We start from the raw sequence: 18,692 nt of genomic DNA on the forward strand, positions 1-18,692 counted from the left end.
ATAAGAAAGTCGCAGCATCCCTCGACTAGCGGAGTATTGTACTTGGAAATAGAGTGAGTTCCAATCCGAAAATGCTTAATATCTGACTTATAGGTTTTTTGATCTGTAAAATTACGCTGTGAATATTTAAATTTAATCCATCGGTTGGGAGTATAAGAAGAATGACTAAACCCTTAATGGCTTTATTGATGTTTTGGCCAGTTCTTGCCATATCCAATGACTCAACGGGTTATGTGGCAACAGGCGGTGTGCAATACCTGAAAAATAAAGACATTCAAATGTTCAGTGAAGACCTGTTTATTAGTAAAAAAATCATTAAGGTCGATTACCAGTTTAAAAATTTAAGCAATCAAGATGTGACTGAAACGGTCTTGTTTCCGTTGCCAAAAGTTGAAAATTTTTTTGAATCTGATTTTGCCAATACAGAAAAACTGCTCAAAAGTTTTAAAGTTCAGGTGAATGGAAAAACGATTCAGCCTGAAATGCACGTGCGTACTTTTATTCAAAAAGATGAAAAAACATCCCCGATTGATATGACGGAGAGTTTTAAACAATGCGGGTTTACGGAAAAAGACATGCTGAATCCGTGGAGCAGGCAAAATGATGAATATGAAACTTTCGAAGCAAAACTCAGAAACTGTAAAAATGCAGCGCTGCAAAAAGTATTGCCCAAAGATCCCAATGAAGTCATTTCATGGTCGTCTCAAGTGATTTACAGCTGGAAGCAAACCTTTAAAGCCAATGCTGTGACTCGTGTACAGCATCAATATGCACCGCTGGTGGGCGGCTCTGTGGCTTTATATCCTGATGAATATAATCAAAGTTATTGTATGGATCAAAACTTTAAGCTAGGACTCAGAAAGGCCAAATCACAGCATGCGCCATTTCAAACTTTGGGCTATATCTTAAAAACAGGTGCCAATTGGGCTAAACCCATTCAAGATTTTAAATTGACCATAGAGCGTGATGCCAACGAACTGGTTTCTTTTTGCTGGGCAGGTAAAGTGACGAAAATCAGCGCAACGCAATTTCAAATGGGTGAAAGGAATTTTGTACCTAAACAGGATTTGGACATTATTTTTGTGCATGTGAAATCAGGTCATGATTAAAACTTTCAGGCAAAATCTTTTTGATTTGTTTATCATCTTCATAACAAATTTTGAGTTCCTGTTATGTCTTTGGAAATCCCAGAATCATTAGCCAATTTAGAAGCCAATGGCGGCATCTATGCCGTGTGGATGCTGCTGCAGCACTTAGGTTTAGATGCTGAAATTGATCAGCTTATAAATGTGTGCGGCTACGATGCGGAATATGGCACCAGCACTTTAGGTTTAGCGATAGGTTTAAAAAAGTTTGGCTATCAGGTTCAATTTCATACTGATGAAGACTTAGAGCCAAGTGAAGAAGATCTAAAGGAATTGAACACAGCACATCAAATTCAATTGCCAATTTTACCTGCACTGAGTTATGCAGAAATCCAGCAAGCTTTTGAGCAAAAGAAATATGTGATTGTGTATTACGACACTTTAGAAGGTGAGGGTAATCACTCGCTGGTGTATGCAATAGATGCCAAGGAGATCAGTTTTTTTGACAGTTTCGAAGTGATGCCCGCTGCTATTTTTGAACAGCAGCGAACAGTAGAGGGTATCTTTAGACAAGCCATTGTGGTTGATGCATAACACTACATTTAAAGTGTCAAATAAAGCCCATCGTTGATGGGCTTTACTTTTAGTCTTCTTTTGCTGCGTCTGCTGCTTTGTCAGCCCAGAAATCAGCTTTTTCTTCATCAATATCCACGCCTAAACCATGAGCATAAATGGCAGATAAATCACGCATGGCCTGATCATCACCCAGTTCAGCTGCCTGCTGTACCAGTTCAATTGATTTCGGAAGGTCTTTTTCAGTCGCATCACCGCGGCGGTAGTAGCCTGCAAGCTCTAAAATAGCGGCGGCATGTTTACTTTTGCTGGCTTCGGTCAGCCAGTTAAAACCATATTCAAAGTACTTTTTAGATTCTTCAGGGTCTTCTTCACGTAAATCTTTGGCATATACCGTATAGCCCTCACCCAGCCAGTACATCGCTTCGACATAACCTAGCTGTGCAGAACGTAAAGCCCATTCTTCAGCCAGCTCAATATCATCTTCATGTTCGCTGAGCATATAGCGTTCAGCCAGTTCAAACTGAGCTTGAGCGTTGCCGGCAGTGGCGCGGTTAATTAGGGCTTTTGGGGGAGAAATACGCGGGATCATAACTGCATCTCATAAATGATATGCGTAGACTAAAAGGTTTAAGCTAAAAAAGCCAATCTGAAGATTGGCTTTATCATGCAGCAGGGGATTTAGATAAGGTGAATGAATCCAGAAATGGCTGCAATGAAGGCAGTCAATGCCGCAATTTTCTTAATTTTTGTCTCTAAATAGCTTAAACAAAGTCCAGTAAAAAATGCAGCAAAGGTTAAAGCAGCAACCCAATAGCTGACCATGTTGGTAATTGCGCCTGAAAGCAGGCAAATGATTAAGCTTGTAATCAGCAGCGTCCATCCCTCAATTGCGGCGTATTTTGTTTTAGCAGCATCTAGCTCATGACCAAAAATTTGCTTTTGATGCTTAGACATTGAGCTGGCAAGCGCAAAGAAACCTAAGCTTGAAATAGACCAAATCAGGATAAAGAAAATCATGCTGATGCCTCTTGATTTGCTGCAGCTTTTACTTTTTTGGGAGGCAAGCCTTTATGGTTTTTGACTTTGTAAAATGAGTAGGCAAATAAAGCAGCCAATACCCACATGGCTAAGTCAAAAGAAGCAATCATCCATTGGCCATGCGCCATAGTATGCCAAAGCGGTTGGCCGCCGGTCATAAAGTTAATGATTGGCAATAGTGCAAAAATCACTGCTGCAAAAACCAGAAGCTCTAGCCAAGCTTGGCGGTGTGTACGGAAAATGGCATAAACCAAAGTCAGCACCCAAACGATAAAGAATGTACGGATTTCCCAGTTTAAACGCATTTCCATTTCTGCTGGGATAAAGCGGTTGGCATAAAAATATGCAGCGCAGGCAATAGGCAAGCCAATAATGGCTGCAATATTGGTTGCTTCAATTGTACGGTAACCGAAAGATTTGCAGCCTTGTTTTTGCTGCTGCGGCGCACGTTTCACACACCATAGAATTAGGCCTGTTGCGATCATCAGCGTACCGATAATGCCTGAAAGGAATAGTAGCCAGCGAAGGGCAAGGTCAACACCGCGAGCTTCATGCAGTGTAGTGACCACATTGTAAATACCCATCGGTACAGATGGATTTTTTAAGCCTGAGCTGTCATCTGTGGTATTTTTACCAGTCACGCCATCAAACTGCAGGTTCGCGTAAATATTGCGAAAAGCAACGCTTTCACCATACAAAGCGCGCAACTCAACCTGAGCCTGAGCCGTATTTGGCGCAATAATGCTGACGGTGCTGATCGGATTGGTTTTCCATTCTAATTGTGCATGTTCAATCATGGGTTTTAAGTCAGCCAAAGGTGCAGGCTGCGCTTCTGATTTTTTACGCTTTCTGTCTCCTTGCGCTTGCTGCCCTTCATGATTTGAACGTTCAGCGCGAGGCATATTTTCAGATGCATTGTTTTGTACCAGTGCACGGTTTTGTTCTTGCAGGAATGCGCCGCGGTTTGGATAGACCTTTTCAATTCCCCATGGCATGATGGTAAACAGCAGAAGCAGCAAACCGCTGAAAGTAATCATAATATGGAAAGGCAAGGCAAAAACAGCAGTTGCATTGTGAGCATCTAGCCATGAGCGCTGACCTTTACCTGAGCGGAAAGTAAAGAAATCTTTGAAGATTTTTTTATGCGTAATGATGCCGCTGATAATTGCAACAAGCATGAATAGTGTTGCAATCCCCACAATCCAGCGTGCCCAAATACGAGGCATGCCATATAGATCGAAATGAAAGCGGTACAAGAAATTGCCGCCGCGTGTCTCACGGGCTTCAAGCATTTCTCCAGTCGCGCTGTCGATGGTGATGCGTTTTCCGCCGCGGCGGGCGCGCGGATCTTCACCTTGTTCACGAATAGTCAGCTGTGTTGTATTTTGCCTTGAATTCGGCAGCTGAATGCTCCAGCTTCCTGCGTTTGGGTGGTTAGCCTGCAAATAATTCAGTGCAACTTGCGTTTGCTGAATTTGAGAAGAATGGGGAATAGATTGATGGTATTCGGGTTTCATCCACGTGGTGATTTCATTTTGGAAGAAGCTGAGCGTACCTGTCAGGAAAATGGCATACAGCAGCCAGCCTAAAATTAAGCTAGACCATGTATGCAGCCAAGACATGGATTGGCGCGGCCCTTCCGCTTTAGCATCTGGACGCATATCAGTTTCCTAAAAATGTACAGAAAATAAATAGTGCAAGGACAGGCAATAAAATACCTAAGCTTGCTTTTAAGGTTTTATTCACCATAAACACCCAAATGAATGCACCAGTCCAGACCGTAAATGCAATCAACGTTGCGGCCATTGCTGCGCTGCCGCGCTGTTCTGCAAAAACTTGGGTAATCGTAACGGCGCTCAAGTACGCTAATGCGTAACCGCCAATCAATGCTAAGGCAAAGCGGTAAAGGATCATCAGGCGGTAAGCGAGCAAAGAAGCTTCGGTTTTAGTCTTTTTTCTCACCTGTGCTGTTTTTGGGGCGAGCTCCGCTGAGACTTCGATTTGTGAGCTGGTCATAATGAAGAACTTAAATGGGTGGATGTTATGATTTTGCAAATGATAACAATTTACATTTAGATTTTAAATAGCGAATGGATTTAAAACTTCTTTTTGTTTATGGCTTTATGCAAATAATTTTTTGAAAAAATGGTGTTATGTCGAAATATATAATCATTATTTTTAAAAGGGCGATTGGTTTATAGTGTATTGCAGATCATTGAAGTATAGAAAAAATGATATTTGAGCATTTTACGAAGCCAAAAAAAACAGCAGCCGAAGCTGCTGTTTTTTTTGTATAGAGTCTTAACTTTCTTGCTGAATGCCGGCAACTTTCCAATCATCATTAGAGCCGGCAGGCTTAACAAAGTGCCAGATTTCTGCAAATGGCTGCGGCAGGCTGTTTAAGTCTTCGCTTACAGTACCTGTGAAGCGCACGCTTACAATGTACTGGCCATTTTCAGATGCAGAGTCTGCAACCATTGCATTGAGATTAGAGAACTCAGCTACGTCCTGATCTTGATTCGCCATGATGTCGTTATACATAGACTGGTAAAGATCAGCAGTTAAATAGCGTTCAATTTCAGCAATGTTGCTTGCAGAGTTCATTGACTGAATATGGTTAAAACGCTGACGCGCAACACGTAAGAATGCAGCAGGTTCTGTACCGTCCGGCAGCTGGCTGCCAGAATTTGTATAAGCGCCGCCAGCTAGTGGAGCGTTATTTGCAGGAGCAGAACCGAACGGACCATTGTTTGCGCTTTGGCCGCCCACACTCTGACCAAAAATATTGGTATTGTCGCCAGCGCGCGGAGCAGCAGTTTGCTGACCAAATGGCGCGCTGTTAGGCGCACCATTGTTTGGAGCATACGGGTTGCTAGCCGTTAGTTTTTTTTTTGCGCCCATCTTGCGGAAAATAAAGAAGGCAACAGCAGCAGCAAGAAGAATCCAGATCCAGCTTGGGATACCGCCTTTTTCCTCTTGTTCAGCCTGTGCTTGTGCTTGGCTTGCAGAATTGTCATCTGCTAAAGCATTGGCAGCAACTGCGCCAATTGCAGCGCCGGCAACACCAGCGGCTACCATACCGCCTACACCTGGACCAGACTTCGCTGGGGCAGTTGCAGGAGCAGCAGGCTGCTGTGCTGGAGTCGCTTGACGAGGCTGCTGGTAAGATTGTGTTGGAGCAGCTTGACGAGACATGCCGTGGCTTTTACCGCCGCCCGCACGTTTTGCTTCAGCTGCTAAAGGCGCTACTAATAAAGCAGCTGTTAAAAAACCAGCAATCAAACCGCGCTGTCGAACTTCCATTGAGTTTTCCTGTATGAATAAAGAAATAGTCTAGACTTATTTATGCAGTCATTCCGTTAAAATTTCAATATCTAATTGGTATTTTCATTAAAAAATATCTAAAATTTTGTTGAAAATTAGGTCAGTTCATCACTTAGGCTCATGGCTTCGCTTAAAGCCTCATGCAGGCGCGCAACGGAAATAATTGTGACACCGTCAATCGGTTTCTGCGGTGCATTGCCTCGCGGCAAAATAATATATTTAAAGCCATGCTTAATGGCTTCTTTTAAGCGCTCCTGACCATTTGGAACTGGGCGGATTTCACCAGAAAGCCCGACTTCACCAAAAACTGCCAGCTGCTGCGGCAAGGCTTTGCCGCGGATACTGGATGCGCAGGCAAGAAGTACGGCTAAGTCGGAACCTGTTTCAGTAATCTTTAAGCCGCCGACAATATTGACATAGACGTCTTGCCCTGAAGTTTGTACACCGCCATGACGGTGCATCACCGCCAACAGCATATTTAAACGGTTTTGCTCTAAACCTAGTGCAACACGTCTAGGCTGACCGTGCGCATCATCGACTAAGGCTTGAACTTCGACCAGCAGCGGGCGTGTGCCTTCGCGGCTGATCATCACGATTGAGCCAGGAATGGCTTCATCATAGCGGCTAAGGAAAATTGCAGAAGGATTGGCAACTTCGCGCAGCCCCTTATCCGTCATGCCGAATACGCCTAATTCATTGACAGCGCCAAAACGGTTTTTAACGGCGCGAATCATGCGGTAGCGTGAGTCAGACTGACCTTCAAAATACAGCACGCAGTCCACCATGTGTTCTAAAACGCGTGGTCCGGCTAAAGCGCCTTCTTTGGTCACATGACCCACGATAAACAGTGCTGTGCCGCTGTTTTTGGCAAAGCGGGTCAGCAAGGCCGCCGATTCACGGATTTGTGATACACCGCCCGGTGCAGATTGTAAGGTTTCGGTATAAATGGTTTGAATGGAGTCAATAATGGCAACAGCAGGGCGTTCTTGTGCCAGCACTTCACAAATGCGCTCGACGCATGTTTCTGCCATGACTTTGAGCTGATCCGTAGGCAAGTCTAAACGGTTGGCACGTAAAGCCACTTGAGAAAGTGATTCCTCGCCAGTGATATAGAGGGCAGAACTTTGTGCTGTTGCCATATGTGTTGCGGTCTGCAGTAAAATGGTCGATTTACCAATGCCAGGGTCGCCGCCAATCAAGACGACAGAACCTGTTACCAAACCGCTGCCCAGTACGCGGTCAAACTCTCCAATTCCAGTCTGCAGACGTGTTTCAGTTGAAACGGAGACTTGATTTAACGTGGTAATAGCTGCGGCTTGACCTGCATAGCCGCCAGTTTTGGGCTGTGCGCGATGTGTAACGGCAGGTGCGATCGTGACTTCTAATAAACTGTTCCATTCACCGCACTCAGAGCATTGGCCAGCCCATTTGGAATGATCCGTACCGCATTGCTCACAGCGGTATACACTTTTTGCTTTAGCCATATGAAAAAAGACATTGTTCGAAAATGTTTCAAAGCATAGCGGTGATTGCGCTATGAAACCAAGTGTTTGCGGTAAAAATGTTGATTTAGGCTGACAGATTATGTCGTTTAAACAGATGTGAATGCTTATCTTGGAAAATGCAGGCTATAATGCCGTGCAGACTTTTTAAAATGGATAAAGCTGATGCCGTTACTTATTGATCATATTGATGCGATTGCACGTGAAAAAAAACGGGATGTGCTTTTTGTACATTTTGAAAATTATGTGGAAGATAAAGATCTAGAAGATAATGCGCGCGAAACATTAATGGCGTGGCTGGATGAAAACGGCATTGCTTATATGCCGTGCATGGGGCTTGAAGATGACGAGATCATTAACAGCTATTTAGGTGACCTGTATATTGATTTGCCATTTGATGAAGACAATCCGTCGTATCAAATTTTAAGTGATCATTTAGAAGATGAAGAAGGCAATATGAAAATTGAAGATGTGTATTTCTATGTATTAAGCCTAGAAGTTGCATTGGAAATTGAAGCTGAACGTAAGGCAGCGCAAACTTTTAATGATCAGAACGAGGCTCCCTTTGATGCAGGCCGTCTAAGTTAAGTTTTTGCCAATATAAAAAAGCCGCTCGAATCAGCGGCTTTTTTTGATATGTGTAAGATGGTTTTAGTACAGTTCACCTGACTTGCGGCGCTCAATAAAGTCTTTAGACTCTTTCACAATAATGCCCGAAAGCAATAAAAGCGCGATACAGTTTGGTGCAGCCATTAAGCCGTTGAAGGTATCGGCAAATAACCAAACCAAATCTAAAGTCACGACACAGCCTACAAAAACTGACGCAATGTAGATTAAGCGGTAAAGTAAAATTGATTTGTCGCCAAACAGGTATGTGCAGCATTTCTCGCCGTAATAGCTCCAGCCTAAAATGGTAGAATAAGCGAAGAAAATAATGCCAAAAGTGACTACCCAGCCGCCATAGCCCGGAAGCAATTTATCAAATACGCTGATGGTCAATACAGCGCCAGTATGATCACCAAATGAATTGCCTGCCATGATGAAGCCCATCACCAGCACAATACCTGTAATTGAACAGACAATAATCGTGTCTAAAAATGTACCTGTCATCGAGACCAAACCTTGGCGGGCAGGGTGGTCTGTTTGAGCTGCCGCTGCTGCAATAGGTGCAGACCCCATACCTGCTTCATTTGAGAATACGCCGCGGGCTACACCGTAACGGATAGCTGCGCCAATTGCGCCGCCTGCTGCTGCTTCACCCGTAAAAGCATAAGTAAAGATCATTTTTAATGCAGGAATAACCAGTTCTAAGTTATTTAAAATAATCACCAAACCGCCAAGTACATAGCCTATCGCCATGATTGGCACAATGACGGATGATGCTTTAGAAATAGATTTAATGCCGCCTAAGATAACCAGTGCAGAAAAGCCGGTAATCACAATCGCGGTGATCAGTGTGCTGACACCTAGACTGTTTTCTACCGCTAGCGCAACGGTGTTGGATTGAACAGAGCTGCCAATGCCGAAGGATGCTAATGTGCCGAATAGTGCGAATAGAACAGCAAGCCATTTCCATTTAGCGCCAAGGCCGCGCTCGATATAATACATTGGGCCGCCAGACATCTCGCCTTTTTCATTTTTAACACGGAATTTGACTGCAAGTACGCCTTCGCCGTATTTTGTCGCCATGCCGAATAGCGCTGTGATCCACATCCAGAAGACTGCGCCTGGGCCGCCTAGAACGCAGGCGGTTGCTACACCTGCAATGTTGCCTGTACCAATGGTGGCAGAAAGTGCAGTCATGAGCGCTGCAAATTGTGAAATATCGCCTTCGTGTTTTTTAGGGTGTTTGCCAAAGACTTGTTTGAAAGCCAATGGCAGCATGCGGAATTGCCAAAAGAGCAGGCGGAGGGTGAGGAATACGCCTGTACCCACGATGAGTACGAGCATGTAAGGTCCCCAGACTAAGCCGCTGAGTGTTTCCATGAGTTTTTGTAGGTCTTGCATCGTATCTCTTCTTATATGTCCAAATTATGTTTTATGATCTTGAACCTAGCAAGCGTTGTGCCATGTGTTCGCAAATCCCTGCGTAGACGTGTTTTTTTATGTGATAAGTACTTTTTTTGGCTTTTATTAATTCGTTTGCTTTCAAGCATAGATTAAAAAGCACAGTTCTTTTTTAATTGATATTCAAAAATTTGTATATAAGAAAAATAAATTAATTTTAAGACTTAAGGAGGAAATACAGATCATGGCAATATTTTTTTGTATTTTATAAACCATTTCAGTTAATTTGTGCCGATTGGACACTGAAGTTGAATTAAGAATGAATCATCAAAACAATGGATCGCCAGCTGAATCAGGCGATCTGCAACGCAGCCTGTCTAACCGCCATCTGCAATTAATTGCCATTGGCGGTGCGATTGGTACAGGCTTGTTTATGGGATCAGGAAAGACCATCAGTCTTGCGGGGCCATCAATTCTAGTGATCTATATGATTATTGGTTTTATGGTTTTTTTAGTGATGCGCGCTTTAGGAGAGCTGCTGCTGTCAAATTTGCAGTATAAGTCTTTTATCGATTTCGCAACGGATCTGATTGGCCCGTGGGCGGGCTATTTTGTCGGATGGACCTATTGGCTATGCTGGATTACCATCGGTATCGCGGATTTATCTGCCATTATCTATTATCTGCAGTTCTTTAATGGCGGTAACCCATTCTCGCCAGAAGAAGGGGTGATGATCAGTATTGCCGCCATTGTCTTTATCATGGGTTTAAACTTAGTCACTGTAAAGCTGTTTGGTGAACTTGAGTTCTGGTTTGCCTTAATTAAAATCATCGCGATTGTGGTTTTAATCGGTGTGGGCTTGTGGATGATCTTTAGCGGTTTTACTTCTACAGCAGGTGAAGTGGCGTCATTTACGCATTTGTGGTCACATGGCGGGCTGCTCCCGACAGGTGTAACAGGCTTCTTGGCTGGCTTCCAGATTGCGATTTTCGCCTTTGTAGGCGTGGAGCTGGTCGGTACAACAGCTGCGGAAACCAAAGACCCTGAAATTAACTTGCCTAAAGCGGTGAACTCAATTCCAATCCGTATCATTGTTTTCTATGTGCTGGCATTGGTTATTGTCATGTCGGTTACGCCATGGAATAAAATTGATCCATCTATTTCACCCTTTGTGAACTTGTTCAGCCAAGCAGGTATTGCAGCAGCGGCTATTATTATGAATTTGGTTGTACTGTCTTCTGTCATGTCGTCTATGAACAGCGGTGTATTCTCTACATCACGCATGCTGTTTGGTTTGTCACGTGAAGAGCAGGGCCCGAAAGCCTTTGGTCATTTAAATAAACGTGCAGTGCCTGCAAATGCATTGTATTTCTCTGCAGTATGTTTGCTGCTGGGCGCGGCATTGCAGTACTTTGTTCCAAATACGGTAGAAGCTTTCACTTTGGCAACGACGCTGTCTACGATTTTGTTTATCTGCGTATGGCTGATGATTATTTGGAGCTATATCGTGTATTACAAAACCCGCCCTGAACTGCATGCAAAATCTACGTTTAAATTGCCGGGCGGTTTGTTTACTTGCTGGCTGGTGATCATCTTCTTTATTGGCATGATTTATGTGCTTTCTTTAGAAGCGGATACTATGAAAGCTTTGATGGTGAGCCCAATTTGGTTCGTCATTTTGATTATTGGTTATTTCGGATTCTACAAACCGAAACATAAATAATCGAAGCAAAAGCTAAAAAACGCCAGTCAATGACTGGCGTTTTTTTATAACTGGCGATAATCTCTAGCGTTTATTGTTTTGGTCACGAAAGTGATTGCGTTATACTCTAACAAACATACCAAATAGGTGAACAGATGCGCCAATTCATTTGCTGCATGAGTTTATGCGCCCTAAGTTCCGCTTTTGTCGGCTGCGGCCAGTCTGGCGCATTACAGCTGCCAAGCGACCCAAATTATGACAAACGTTCGAAATATTTGCTCTATTCAGATGCAGATGCACAAAAAAAAGCTGAAAATTCGCGTGAAGAAGCGTCAGTTCAGCAACCTTTAACCGATGAAGCTGCGCCTTCAGAAAATACACCTTAATTCATTTAAGCAAGGATACATTCATGAGTTTCACCCGTATTAATGGGGTTTTGCATGCAGAGCAATGTTCTTTACAGATGCTTGCAGAGCAATATGGTACACCGCTATATGTTTATTCTAAGGGCGCTTTTGAAAAGCATTACTTAGATATGGACCGTGCATTTAACTTTATCGATCACCAAATTTGTTTTGCGGTAAAGTCAAACTCAAATATTGCGGTTTTGAATGTATTAGCGAAGCTTGGCGCCGGTTTTGATATTGTGACTGGCGGTGAATTAGCGCGTGTTTTAAAAGCTGGCGGTGATGCTTCTAAGATCGTATTTTCTGGTCTGGGCAAGACTGAAGCAGATATTCAAAAAGCGCTGGAAGTCGGCATTGCTTGCTTTAATGTCGAATCTTATGCAGAACTTGACCGCATTCAAAAAGTGGCTGCTGGCTTAAATGTAAAAGCGCCAATTTCTTTGCGCGTCAATCCTGATGTAGATGCTAAAACGCATCCATACATTTCAACAGGCTTAAAAGAAAATAAATTTGGTATCCCTTCAGACAGCGTATATGAAACGTATCAATATGCAGCGTCTTTGCCAAACTTAGATGTTGTCGGCATTGACTGCCACATTGGTTCACAGCTGACAGAAACACAGCCTTTTGTTGATGCGCTGGACCGTGTAATTGTGATGATCGAAGAGCTGAAAACGCTGGGTATCGAGTTGAAGCACATTGATATTGGCGGCGGTCTAGGTGTCACTTATAAAGATGAAACGCCTCCTTCGGTAGAAGAATATGCCAATGCGATGAAGCCTGCTTTAGAGAAATTAGGCTTAAAAGTATATATGGAACCAGGCCGCAGTATTTCTGCCAATGCAGGTACATTGCTGACTAAAGTTGATTTGCTTAAACCGACGAATCACCGCAATTTTGCCATTATTGATGCAGCGATGAATGACCTGATCCGCCCAGCGCTCTATGAAGCATGGATGGATATTCAGGAAGTGACGCCTAATAAAAATGCTGAACGCAAAGAATGGGATGTTGTTGGCGCGATTTGTGAAACAGGCGATTTTCTAGGCAAAGAGCGTGAACTTGCAATTGAGCAAAATGATGTGCTGGCAGTATTAGGTGCAGGCGCTTACGGTTTTGTCATGAGTTCGAACTACAACAGCCGCGGCCGCGCTGCTGAAGTCATGGTTGCGGGTGATCAGTCTTATTTGATCCGCGAGCGTGAGACGATTGAATCGCTTTGGGAACGCGAACGTCTTTTGCCTTAAGGGATAATTCGAGATGTTATTAGAATTTACTAAAATGCATGGTCTAGGCAATGACTTTTTAGTGGTTGATTTAATCAGCCAGCGTGCCTATTTAGATACTTTAACAATTCAGCGTATGGCTGACCGCAATTTTGGTATCGGTTTTGACCAGCTGCTGGTTGTTGAGCCGCCAGACGAGCCGACAGCCGATTTTAAATACCGTATTTTTAATGCAGATGGTTCAGAAGTTGAGCAGTGCGGCAACGGTGTGCGCTGTTTTGCGCGTTTTGTGCATGAGCGCCAGCTCACCACAAAAACCAAAATTAAAGTACAGACGAAGTCGGGTATTGTAGAGCCTGAGCTTGGCCCAAATGGCTGGGTTCGCGTTAATATGGGTTATCCGAAGTTTCTGCCGCATGAGATTCCTTTCATTGCAGATGAAGCTGAGAGCTTGTATGACTTGGCATTGCCAGATGGTGAAAGCTTGGTGATTGACGTTGTCAGCATGGGTAATCCGCATGCTGTCACTATTGTGCCAGATGTTTTAAAAGCGGATGTGCCGCGTTTAGGCCCGCAGGTTGAGTCGCATGAGCGCTTCCCAGCACGTGTAAATGCGGGCTTTATGCAGATTATTGACGATAAGCATGCGCGTTTGCGTGTATTTGAGCGCGGTGTGGGTGAAACATTGGCTTGCGGTACAGGCGCTTGCGCTGCTGCTGTATCGGGCATGCGCCGCGGCTTGCTGTCAAATAGCGTGGAAATTGAGCTTGCCGGCGGTAAGCTGCAAATTGAATGGCGTGAAGGTGATGTAGTTTGGATGACTGGTCCAACAGCAACTGTTTATGAAGGCCGTTTAGATTTGCGTTACTTCCAAGGTTAAGCTGAATATCACTGCACAAAAGGGCACTTTCATTTGAAGGTGCTTTTTTATGTCTGAAATTCCGCTATGCTATGAAAATGTATGGAAACACAAGTGCGTTATGACACAGCTGATCTTTTTACCAGGGGCATCTGGCAGTACTGATTTTTGGGCACCCTTGGCCATAAAGCTCCAAGACTACCCAGATCAGAAAATCGTCGCTTATCCTGCTTTTGCAAATGAGCCAGCCCATGATGATGTACAGGATTTTTCAAGTTTAAGCCGCTATGTGCTGGATCATATTCAGGACGAGTGCATTATTATTGCGCAGTCTATGGGCGGAATATTTGCTGTGCAGGCTGCGCTTGAAAAGCCCGAAAAGGTAAAAGGACTGGTATTGATTGCAACTTCTGGCGGGATCGATATGACTGCTTTTCAAGTTGAAGACTGGCGTACTGCGTATCAGCAGCACTATTTAAATTATCCAGACTGGTTTAGCACAGTAAAACTAGACTATGCAGCGCAGCTGGAAAATATTCGACAGCCAGTACTGCAGTTATGGGGGGATGCGGATCTCATCAGTCCTGTGGCCGTAGGTGAGTTTTTGCAGCAGCAATTAGCATCTTCTTCTCTGCATGTGGTTGCAGGCGGTGATCATCTCTTTGCCTCAAGTCATGCAGATATTTGCGCCGTGCATATTTCTGCATTTTTAAAGCAGTTTTAGGAGAGAGAATGTCCAAGGTTTTTGATCCTCAAAATTTGCTTGGCATGTGGCTCAAAGAGCGCAAAATACAAAATCAGTCAGAACATACACTGCTGGCTTATGAGCGTGATGTCAGTGATTTTTTAGCCTTTTGTGAACATAAAAATCTGCCGCTGGCCGATGTGGAAACAGCAGATTTGCGTGAATATTTAGGTTCAAAAGTTGAACGGCAGCAATTAAGTCCCAGCAGTTTGCAGCGGATGCTGTCTGCAATCCGCCAATTTATGAAATGGGCTGAGCAAGGGCAGTATTTAGCATTCAATCCTGCTGACGACTATCAGCTGAAGCGTCAATCCAGACCTTTGCCAGGCATGATTGATATTGAAACCATACAGCAGATATTGGATCAGCCAGCGCCTGAGGCCGAGGGACAGCAGCAAATGTGGCTGCGTGATAAAGCCATTTTAGAATTGCTGTATTCCAGCGGCTTGCGTTTAGCAGAAGTACAGTCACTGCGTATCAAAGATCTGGATTTTAACCGGCAGCTGCTGCGGATCACAGGTAAAGGCAATAAAACGCGAATTGTGCCATTTGGCACAAAAGCAAAAGATGCCGTTATGCAGTGGCTGCAGGTTTATCCGCTATGGCAGGGAGATTTTGTGCCAGATGCTCATGTATTTATTACACAAAAAGGCAATCCCTTGGGAGCGCGGCAAATTGAAAACCGCGTTAAGCTGCAGGCGCAGCGGGCTGGAGTGAATGTAGATTTACACCCGCATTTGCTCCGTCATTGTTTTGCCACTCATATGCTGTCCAATAGCGGTGACTTGCGCGCCGTGCAAGAAATGTTAGGACACAGCAATCTGACCACCACGCAGATTTATACACATGTTGACTTTGATCATTTAGCGCAAGTCTATGATCAGGCGCATCCGCGGGCGCAGAGGACAAAATAATCGGGTTAATGAAGATCTTGAATGTTTAGTTTTGGGTAAGCGGCAGAGGGCTTTATGCTTAATTTTAAATGAGCAGCTTAACGGCAGAGCGTTGACATAAAAGCATATAAATAGACCATAAGCAGATATGGACAAAATGCTGTAAAGCACATAAATTAACTCGGAAAAATGCATAAATGACATGAATATTGCTGTAAAAAAAGGCAATTAAAACTAATGTAGAATAATAAATGTTCATTTATTCACGTATAAAATGCATGTAAAGCGCGTATGAACCGAATAGTTTTATAGACATCTCAAAGGCAAAAGCTGCTTTGTTGTCTTAAGTTTAGCCGCCACAGAATTTGATTTAGAAACTAGGCAAAAACAATGATTCAGGATATTCAAGTAAAGTATGAGCAGTTGAGCTCAAAGCAAAAAGAAATGTTTGCTGGTTATGGCTTAAGACAGATTAAGCATTTTGTAGATATCAGTCTGCCTAAAATTGAAGCTGCGCTGCCGCAGGGCGCTCGTGTGCAGGGTATTAACGCTGACGGTAAGGTCATTGCCTATAACCCAGGCACGAAAGAATATTTAATTTGGATTTCAGACCTGCAGTGGCAGCGCTATACCAAAGCTGACTTAGCGGTAGACATGAAAGAAGATGCGATGGCGATTTGGCAAGTTTTTGGCTTAAAAAATTATGAACTTATCGATTTAAGCCATGTGCACCGTGATTTTTTAGAAAATCAAACTGTTTAAAGCTAAGCTAAAGCGCTATCCAAAAAGCGAAGGTTTGACCTTCGCTTTTGCTTTTATTGGGGCCTGTATTTATAAATCGTCCAGCGGCAGCTGATAGCTTTGCTTGATAATTTGGCTTGGAACGTCTGTTTTGACACTGGTAATGCCATTTTTCTTGGTCAGATGAGCAGATTGAAATTTACGGTAACTTTCTAAGTCAGGCACAACCACTTTCAGCATTGCATCACATTCACCTAAAATAATATAGCATTCCATTACTTGCGGCAGTTCTTTCATCGCTTCAATAAACGTATCAATGGTTTCGGCATCTTGTCCAACCAGCCAAATGCGGGAGAACAGTAAAAGCTGAAAACCTATTTTTTGCGGATCGACGACCGTGGTATAGCTTTGAATAACGCCTGCCTCTTCTAGGAGCTTGACTCTGCGTAAGCAGGAAGAGGGCGACAAGCCAATATGTTTAGCTAAGTCTATATTTTGCATACGGCCGTTGTTTTGCAATGATGAAATGATACTTTTATCAATACGGTCGAGCTTTACTAGAACAGACTTGGAAGATATTTTCATAAAATAGAATATAATTCTAAAAATAATTACTTTATTAGAATATTTGAAATCCTATTTTATCGCAATTCGCAGATACTGTTTTTTCTGTCAGTACAGCGATAGGAAAAGGAAATGTCTGTATTAGTACTCTTTGCTTTAACGGTTACGCCGCTTATTTTTACACCTGGGCCAGATATGCTGTTTGTGCTGTCCCAAGTTATGGGTAAAGACGCAAAAGCAGGCTTGATGGCAACGCTAGGTATCTGTTCAGGCTATTTGGTGCATTCAATTTTGGTTGCTGTAGGTTTAGCTGCAATTATTGTCTCGTTCCCTCTTTTATTTGAAACCATTCGCTGGCTGGGTATTGCTTATTTAATTTATCTGGCAGTGAGCTTGCTGAAATCTGTATTGAGTAAAAATACGATCCGTATTGAAAATAAAAGCAGCAGCTCGCCAATTAAAAAAGGTTTTTTTACCGCACTGCTGAATCCGAAAGGTATGCTGATTTATTTTGCAATTCTGCCTCAATTTATTGATAAATCAGGCAGTACTGTTGTGCAAGGTTTAATCTTATCTTGTGTGTTTATTGCTTTAATTTTTATTGTGTACTGTTCTCTAAGTTTAATCTTTGCTCAAATCAGCCAAAAAACGCAGATTGATGCACGTAAGCAGAAGTGGGTTGATGGTGTCTCTGGAGGTCTGATCGGCTTGGCTGCTGCTTGGCTGATTGCAAATTAAAAATCTTCGGGTTCAACATGTAAAAGCCTATGCCATGCATGGGCTTTTTATTTTTGTGCTGAATCATTGCGCATGAAAATAAATTGCGAGCTTTGTTACATGTTTTACTCAGCAGTTCTTGAGCCATAAATGCTGAAAATGAGTGTTTGAAAAGTAATCCTCTATCTTTAATGACAGGTTAAATTTTGACATTTAAAGTATCTTTATTGAGCTTTTCGGGCAGGGCAATAATCATTTTTAGCTATTTAATCAGAACTTCTGATGTGTGTAATAAGATGAAAAAATAATAAAAATCAAAGATTAAAAAATAACTAAATAATCTTTGGAATTAGACAAATAAATAAGCGATTGAAAAGTGTGAACGCCAAGTTCAAGGAATTTTACGCATTTTTACAGGTCTTTCGATAATTGTGACTTGACCGAAATGCCATACACACTGCAAGATAGGGCACCTAAAAAATTTTAAGTGAAGAGTTATTATAACTTTTCATAACATTTACATTTGCTAAAACAGCCGAGGATTACATGAAGGCTCTTGTTGCTGTAAAACGTGTGGTTGATGCCAACGTTAAAGTTCGCGTTAAGCCGGACAACAGTGGTGTTGACTTAACGAACGTTAAAATGTCAATCAACCCATTCTGTGAAATCGCAGTGGAAGAAGCGGTTCGTTTAAAAGAAAAAGGAACTGTTTCAGAAATTGTTGTCGTTTCTATTGGCCCTAAAGAAGCTCAAGAACAAATCCGTTCTTCTATGGCGTTAGGTGCAGACCGCGGCATTCTAGTTGAAGCTGATGACAGCCAGTTAGGCGCTCTAGAAGTTGCTAAAATTCTTAAAGGTGTAGTTGAAGCTGAACAGCCTCAACTGATCCTTCTTGGTAAACAGGCAATTGATGACGACTCTAACCAAGTTGGTCAGATGCTTGGCGCTCTTCTTGGCGCTGGCCAAGGTACTTTCGCATCAGAAGTGAAAGTTGAAGGCGACAAAGTTCAAGTGACTCGTGAAATCGACGGCGGTTTGCAAACTGTTGAGCTTGGACTTCCTGCAATCATCACAACAGACTTGCGTTTGAACGAACCGCGTTATGCAGCGCTTCCAAACATTATGAAAGCGCGTAAAAAACCGCTTGATACTAAGTCACCAGCTGATTATGGCGTTTCTCCTGCAACTAAGCTTAAAACTGTTAAAGTTGAAGCTCCTGCAGAACGTAAAGCTGGCGTACAAGTGAAATCTGTAGATGAGCTTGTTGAAAAATTGAAAAACGAAGCGAAAGTGATCTAATACAGAA

20 protein-coding genes are annotated in these 18,692 nt (G+C 43.0%); 12 read left to right on the top strand and 8 right to left on the bottom strand.

Features of this window, described 5'->3' with window-relative positions:
* Positions 1-161 precede the first annotated feature (161 nt).
* A complete protein-coding gene (locus D7V32_RS05205) occupies positions 162-1,109 on the top strand; it encodes a DUF4424 family protein (protein WP_120401851.1) in 948 nt (315 codons plus the stop codon).
* Positions 1,110-1,172: 63 nt separating this feature from the next.
* Positions 1,173-1,679 carry a cysteine peptidase family C39 domain-containing protein gene (locus tag D7V32_RS05210; RefSeq protein WP_120401852.1) on the top strand — a complete coding sequence of 169 codons (507 nt, stop codon included), beginning with the start codon at positions 1,173-1,175 and terminating at the stop codon, positions 1,677-1,679.
* A gap of 49 nt (positions 1,680-1,728) precedes the next feature.
* Here D7V32_RS05210 and D7V32_RS05215 read toward each other — a convergent pair whose 3' ends face one another.
* The 6 genes from D7V32_RS05215 to radA form a co-directional block, all read right to left on the bottom strand.
* Complete coding sequence (locus D7V32_RS05215) at positions 1,729-2,250, bottom strand: tetratricopeptide repeat protein (protein WP_120401853.1); 522 nt, start codon at positions 2,248-2,250, stop codon at positions 1,729-1,731.
* Between the two features lie 89 nt (positions 2,251-2,339).
* Positions 2,340-2,678 (bottom strand): DUF3325 domain-containing protein, encoded by a 339-nt coding sequence (locus tag D7V32_RS05220; protein ID WP_120401854.1) that lies wholly within the window; start codon positions 2,676-2,678, stop codon positions 2,340-2,342.
* A complete protein-coding gene (locus tag D7V32_RS05225; protein ID WP_120401855.1) occupies positions 2,675-4,360 on the bottom strand; it encodes a PepSY-associated TM helix domain-containing protein in 1,686 nt (561 codons plus the stop codon). Before D7V32_RS05225 ends, D7V32_RS05220 begins: the two co-directional genes overlap by 4 nt.
* A 1-nt stretch (position 4,361) precedes the next feature.
* Positions 4,362-4,715 (bottom strand): hypothetical protein, encoded by a 354-nt coding sequence (locus D7V32_RS05230; protein ID WP_120401856.1) that lies wholly within the window; start codon positions 4,713-4,715, stop codon positions 4,362-4,364.
* A gap of 285 nt (positions 4,716-5,000) precedes the next feature.
* Positions 5,001-6,002 carry a Tim44 domain-containing protein gene (locus D7V32_RS05235; RefSeq protein WP_120401857.1) on the bottom strand — a complete coding sequence of 334 codons (1,002 nt, stop codon included), beginning with the start codon at positions 6,000-6,002 and terminating at the stop codon, positions 5,001-5,003.
* A gap of 116 nt (positions 6,003-6,118) precedes the next feature.
* On the bottom strand, positions 6,119-7,507 hold the full coding sequence (gene radA / locus D7V32_RS05240; protein WP_120401858.1) for a DNA repair protein RadA: 1,389 nt from the start codon (positions 7,505-7,507) through the stop codon (positions 6,119-6,121).
* A gap of 183 nt (positions 7,508-7,690) precedes the next feature.
* On the opposite strand from radA, the gene D7V32_RS05245 reads away from it, so the two are divergent.
* On the top strand, positions 7,691-8,113 hold the full coding sequence (locus tag D7V32_RS05245) for a hypothetical protein (RefSeq protein WP_120401859.1): 423 nt from the start codon (positions 7,691-7,693) through the stop codon (positions 8,111-8,113).
* Positions 8,114-8,176: 63 nt separating this feature from the next.
* Here the strand turns inward: D7V32_RS05245 and D7V32_RS05250 are convergent, their stop codons facing one another.
* Positions 8,177-9,532 carry an alanine/glycine:cation symporter family protein gene (locus D7V32_RS05250; RefSeq protein WP_120401860.1) on the bottom strand — a complete coding sequence of 452 codons (1,356 nt, stop codon included), beginning with the start codon at positions 9,530-9,532 and terminating at the stop codon, positions 8,177-8,179.
* A 319-nt stretch (positions 9,533-9,851) separates the two neighbouring features.
* Between D7V32_RS05250 and D7V32_RS05255 the strand changes: the two genes are divergently transcribed.
* The 7 genes from D7V32_RS05255 (at position 9,852) to D7V32_RS05285 (ending at position 16,126) form a co-directional block, all read left to right on the top strand.
* Positions 9,852-11,255 (top strand): amino acid permease, encoded by a 1,404-nt coding sequence (locus tag D7V32_RS05255; protein ID WP_120401861.1) that lies wholly within the window; start codon positions 9,852-9,854, stop codon positions 11,253-11,255.
* 134 nt (positions 11,256-11,389) lie between these two features.
* Entirely contained in the window at positions 11,390-11,620 is a 231-nt protein-coding gene (lptM, locus tag D7V32_RS05260) for an LPS translocon maturation chaperone LptM (protein WP_120401862.1), read from the top strand.
* A 23-nt stretch (positions 11,621-11,643) separates the two neighbouring features.
* Positions 11,644-12,888 carry a diaminopimelate decarboxylase gene (gene lysA, locus D7V32_RS05265; RefSeq protein ID WP_120401863.1) on the top strand — a complete coding sequence of 415 codons (1,245 nt, stop codon included), beginning with the start codon at positions 11,644-11,646 and terminating at the stop codon, positions 12,886-12,888.
* Between the two features lie 13 nt (positions 12,889-12,901).
* The gene (dapF, locus tag D7V32_RS05270; RefSeq protein ID WP_120401864.1) at positions 12,902-13,747 is read left to right on the top strand and encodes a diaminopimelate epimerase; all 846 of its coding nucleotides are present in this window, start codon (positions 12,902-12,904) and stop codon (positions 13,745-13,747) included.
* 100 nt (positions 13,748-13,847) lie between these two features.
* A complete protein-coding gene (locus D7V32_RS05275) occupies positions 13,848-14,450 on the top strand; it encodes an alpha/beta fold hydrolase (protein WP_120401916.1) in 603 nt (200 codons plus the stop codon).
* An 8-nt stretch (positions 14,451-14,458) separates the two neighbouring features.
* Positions 14,459-15,385 carry a site-specific tyrosine recombinase/integron integrase gene (xerA, locus tag D7V32_RS05280; protein ID WP_120401865.1) on the top strand — a complete coding sequence of 309 codons (927 nt, stop codon included), beginning with the start codon at positions 14,459-14,461 and terminating at the stop codon, positions 15,383-15,385.
* A gap of 369 nt (positions 15,386-15,754) precedes the next feature.
* Positions 15,755-16,126, top strand: a complete 372-nt coding sequence (locus tag D7V32_RS05285; protein WP_120401866.1) for a hypothetical protein — start codon at positions 15,755-15,757, stop codon at positions 16,124-16,126.
* A 69-nt stretch (positions 16,127-16,195) separates the two neighbouring features.
* Here the strand turns inward: D7V32_RS05285 and D7V32_RS05290 are convergent, their stop codons facing one another.
* Positions 16,196-16,690, bottom strand: coding sequence for an Lrp/AsnC family transcriptional regulator (locus D7V32_RS05290; RefSeq protein ID WP_120401867.1), 495 nt, complete (start codon positions 16,688-16,690; stop codon positions 16,196-16,198).
* Positions 16,691-16,801: 111 nt separating this feature from the next.
* Between D7V32_RS05290 and D7V32_RS05295 the strand changes: the two genes are divergently transcribed.
* Together D7V32_RS05295 and D7V32_RS05300 are read left to right on the top strand one after the other, a co-directional pair.
* Positions 16,802-17,407: a LysE family translocator gene (locus tag D7V32_RS05295; RefSeq protein ID WP_120401868.1), complete on the top strand. Its 606-nt coding sequence runs from the start codon at positions 16,802-16,804 to the stop codon at positions 17,405-17,407.
* 525 nt (positions 17,408-17,932) lie between these two features.
* Positions 17,933-18,685 (top strand): electron transfer flavoprotein subunit beta/FixA family protein, encoded by a 753-nt coding sequence (locus D7V32_RS05300; RefSeq protein WP_120401869.1) that lies wholly within the window; start codon positions 17,933-17,935, stop codon positions 18,683-18,685.
* Positions 18,686-18,692 lie beyond the last annotated feature (7 nt).

This window comes from Acinetobacter tianfuensis, from assembly GCF_003611465.1.
In the GTDB taxonomy this organism is placed as follows: domain Bacteria; phylum Pseudomonadota; class Gammaproteobacteria; order Pseudomonadales; family Moraxellaceae; genus Acinetobacter; species Acinetobacter tianfuensis.

What these genes read in the sequence shown, in the direction of transcription:
- D7V32_RS05205 (WP_120401851.1), top strand. Translation starts at nt 162, where the DNA reads ATGACTAAACCCTTAATGGCTTTATTGATGTTTTGGCCAGTTCTTGCC.
- D7V32_RS05210 (WP_120401852.1), top strand. Translation starts at nt 1,173, where the DNA reads ATGTCTTTGGAAATCCCAGAATCATTAGCCAATTTAGAAGCCAATGGC.
- D7V32_RS05215 (WP_120401853.1), bottom strand. Translation starts at nt 2,250, where the DNA reads ATGATCCCGCGTATTTCTCCCCCAAAAGCCCTAATTAACCGCGCCACT.
- D7V32_RS05220 (WP_120401854.1), bottom strand. Translation starts at nt 2,678, where the DNA reads ATGATTTTCTTTATCCTGATTTGGTCTATTTCAAGCTTAGGTTTCTTT.
- D7V32_RS05225 (WP_120401855.1), bottom strand. Translation starts at nt 4,360, where the DNA reads ATGCGTCCAGATGCTAAAGCGGAAGGGCCGCGCCAATCCATGTCTTGG.
- D7V32_RS05230 (WP_120401856.1), bottom strand. Translation starts at nt 4,715, where the DNA reads ATGACCAGCTCACAAATCGAAGTCTCAGCGGAGCTCGCCCCAAAAACA.
- D7V32_RS05235 (WP_120401857.1), bottom strand. Translation starts at nt 6,002, where the DNA reads ATGGAAGTTCGACAGCGCGGTTTGATTGCTGGTTTTTTAACAGCTGCT.
- radA (WP_120401858.1), bottom strand. Translation starts at nt 7,507, where the DNA reads ATGGCTAAAGCAAAAAGTGTATACCGCTGTGAGCAATGCGGTACGGAT.
- D7V32_RS05245 (WP_120401859.1), top strand. Translation starts at nt 7,691, where the DNA reads ATGCCGTTACTTATTGATCATATTGATGCGATTGCACGTGAAAAAAAA.
- D7V32_RS05250 (WP_120401860.1), bottom strand. Translation starts at nt 9,532, where the DNA reads ATGCAAGACCTACAAAAACTCATGGAAACACTCAGCGGCTTAGTCTGG.
- D7V32_RS05255 (WP_120401861.1), top strand. Translation starts at nt 9,852, where the DNA reads ATGAATCATCAAAACAATGGATCGCCAGCTGAATCAGGCGATCTGCAA.
- lptM (WP_120401862.1), top strand. Translation starts at nt 11,390, where the DNA reads ATGCGCCAATTCATTTGCTGCATGAGTTTATGCGCCCTAAGTTCCGCT.
- lysA (WP_120401863.1), top strand. Translation starts at nt 11,644, where the DNA reads ATGAGTTTCACCCGTATTAATGGGGTTTTGCATGCAGAGCAATGTTCT.
- dapF (WP_120401864.1), top strand. Translation starts at nt 12,902, where the DNA reads ATGTTATTAGAATTTACTAAAATGCATGGTCTAGGCAATGACTTTTTA.
- D7V32_RS05275 (WP_120401916.1), top strand. Translation starts at nt 13,848, where the DNA reads ATGACACAGCTGATCTTTTTACCAGGGGCATCTGGCAGTACTGATTTT.
- xerA (WP_120401865.1), top strand. Translation starts at nt 14,459, where the DNA reads ATGTCCAAGGTTTTTGATCCTCAAAATTTGCTTGGCATGTGGCTCAAA.
- D7V32_RS05285 (WP_120401866.1), top strand. Translation starts at nt 15,755, where the DNA reads ATGATTCAGGATATTCAAGTAAAGTATGAGCAGTTGAGCTCAAAGCAA.
- D7V32_RS05290 (WP_120401867.1), bottom strand. Translation starts at nt 16,690, where the DNA reads ATGAAAATATCTTCCAAGTCTGTTCTAGTAAAGCTCGACCGTATTGAT.
- D7V32_RS05295 (WP_120401868.1), top strand. Translation starts at nt 16,802, where the DNA reads ATGTCTGTATTAGTACTCTTTGCTTTAACGGTTACGCCGCTTATTTTT.
- D7V32_RS05300 (WP_120401869.1), top strand. Translation starts at nt 17,933, where the DNA reads ATGAAGGCTCTTGTTGCTGTAAAACGTGTGGTTGATGCCAACGTTAAA.